Below are 2596 nucleotides of genomic sequence, written 5' to 3'. Positions count from 1 at the left end.
GTGATGATGAATACTTCTTCCTTAAACTGTTTGATATCAGCAGGAAGACTTATGTCAGAAATCCTTTATCCCACAAAATTTGTGATTGAGCCTTTTTTTATATCAATTTTTCAAATTTTAATTCTCATAAAATAGCGTTTATTCAAACACTGTAACGTTATTATGTTATTCCATATTCCTCGTTAATATCAAGAATATAATACGGTATGTCTTTTGATTATCAATACCCCTTTTGTATGTCGTACAATGTATTTAGAATTTTATGCTTGGAGTAGGCTTATTTCCTTCTATAATTTGCTCCACCTACTGTGTCCCATTTCTCCTTCTCCGTTTCATAAAATGTTTATTTGCTCAATAATTTATCCACTTCTTCATACCCATTATTTATAAAGGTTTCTTTTTGTCCTGATTCAGTATCATTAAATACACTGATGGGGAAATTTAATTTTAGTGGCAGCTGCATCAGTCGTTTCAGCTGCTCTCTATTAAAATACTCTAAGTTGCATTGTTCGTTTGTTATAAAACAAATCGTTGTTAACAATGTAATTTCCTCTATACCACATTCTATAAGTTTTTTACAATGTTCTTCTAAAAAGTTAACATACCATTCTTCATAAGATTGTTCTTTAGGAACGCTATATACCTCAATTCCACCTAATTGACGCTTTTTTCTAATTGATAAAGTCCCAAATTCATATTTCCTCTTATATCCACATTGAAAGGGTTTCTTCATTAAATCGCCAACCTCATTTTGATACACTATTTCAAAATCTTGCGAATCTACCATTTTTAAGAATTTGACAGGTGAAAAGTGCTTACCAATAAAATTCATATCAATCCAAAAATATACCATACAACCTCCCAATAAAATTCGGCTAACGTGAATTTGCACACACATTCGTTTCAAAACAATCCCTAGTTAGATTTGCACTAAATAACTGTAGACTTGTAGATTGAAAATTATACTTATTCCCTTGATTGCTCTATACCGTAACTGTTTCACCACAAGATAAGTAAAACAAATTGGATAATCGCTGTGAAAGAAAGTCAAATGCCACTGTTCCTGTGCAATGGCAAGTATAAAACTTAGTTTCAGAATACAGTCCCAATTCTCCAGCAATTTCATTTAGCAATTCTGCAGAAACGGTTTTCTTTGTTAATGGATTAAATAAGTGATAGCCTCCAACGCACAATGCAGGCCGGTATTGTTCGGCTTTTTTCATAATGTTGACGATACCCGTGTGACCACATCCCATAATTAGAGCGGTTTGATGTTCCCTAATAATTAAATTTTGTTCATGAGAAAAGTCATCTTTTAATTTTTTCGTATATAGAGCATCATTTGCATTGGAGTAGCACTTGCTTATATCTTTTACCGTAAATAAACTTAACTCATCATCAATCTGATAATCACCATCAAATAGGATAACTTGTGGGTGATTATGAAATTCTTTATTTAGTCCAACATTCACTTTTAAGAACAAAAACTTACTGTAATGGGATTCAAATGCTTTTTTCTGCACATAAATTTTAGCAGTTGAATTTATTTTTAAAAATTGTTTTAAGGCTCCACCATGATCCATATGTCCATGTGAAATTATAACTGTATCAATGGCAGATAGATTGATTCCCCTCGCTTTTGCGTTTTCAAAGAGTGTGCTATCAGGACCTAAGTCAAATAAGATTTTATGATTTTGAGTTTCTATATACAGTGACAGACCGTGTTTAGGCTTTAATTCACATTTTGTTTCATTCTCAACTAATGCCGTTATTTTCATGCTGTTCCTCCTCGCTAAAGTTATCCAATCATTAAGTGTTTTTTTTGAGCCAATTTGTATCGTTCTTGATAAGTTAAATCTTTGTGGCTTTTATCAATTTCTTTACGAATATTCCATTCCACAAAACAGTATTCATAATAACTGCTTTTTAAAATTTCTTTTCCATTTAGTCGCACAGCCGCACGACTTTCGTGATCAGGACATTTTCTGTAAGATGTAGCAAAATACTGTATCTTGCCTCTTAGCGAAGGTGCAAGATAATCCTTTTCAAGCTTTGCCCTAATACTACTCCAAGTTGACATATATTTTCCCTTCCTGCATTAAGTATAAATATGCTCATAATCTCGCCGACAAGCCGGAGGTTTCAAGTTTGTGCCCTTAGAACCAAAGATGTAGTTCAACCATCAATCTGGATCGAAGTAATACCCTTTTTGAAACTGCCATACACTGTAATGGAATGCCCGACTGTCCTCCTTATAAAATTTTATTTTGTTGAAAAATAGCATTTTTCCAACAAATTATATTTCTGCACATATCCGTTCCAAGCATTTGTTATCCAATCTCTTCGTGTAATATTTTACAAGTTCTTCTTTATCAATAATTTCATGTTCCTGCTCCAACTCCTGATTATGAAAGTATAAATCCTTTTTCTTGGTGAAGTCTCCTCTGCCAATTGCTCATTTATCTTATCGATTGTTTTTTAGTAACTTAACACTTAATAAATTTTTGGTAACTGTTCAGAACTCCATTAGTTAAAGATGATATCGGAATTCCCTAAAAGGGCTTCTCTGATTGCTGTAAAAGCATTTATTCCATGC

At 32.7% G+C, this 2596-nt stretch carries 3 protein-coding genes; all 3 read right to left on the bottom strand.

All coding sequences use genetic code 11. The annotated features are described in order from the left end of the window. Positions 1-343 precede the first annotated feature (343 nt). Positions 344-853: a hypothetical protein gene (locus BUB85_RS20675; RefSeq protein WP_073113351.1), complete on the bottom strand. Its 510-nt coding sequence runs from the start codon at positions 851-853 to the stop codon at positions 344-346. A 130-nt stretch (positions 854-983) separates the two neighbouring features. After that, on the bottom strand, positions 984-1778 hold the full coding sequence (locus BUB85_RS20670; protein WP_073113350.1) for an MBL fold metallo-hydrolase: 795 nt from the start codon (positions 1776-1778) through the stop codon (positions 984-986). Between the two features lie 20 nt (positions 1779-1798). Further along, positions 1799-2080: an SF0329 family protein gene (locus BUB85_RS20665; RefSeq protein ID WP_073113349.1), complete on the bottom strand. Its 282-nt coding sequence runs from the start codon at positions 2078-2080 to the stop codon at positions 1799-1801. Between the last annotated feature and the right edge of the window lie 516 nt (positions 2081-2596).

It is taken from the genome of Hespellia stercorisuis DSM 15480 (genome assembly GCF_900142165.1).
In the GTDB taxonomy this organism is placed as follows: Bacteria; Bacillota; Clostridia; order Lachnospirales; family Lachnospiraceae; genus Hespellia; species Hespellia stercorisuis.
Note: the sequence above shows the minus strand (reverse complement) of the source record. Positions and strands in the feature narration are given on the sequence as shown.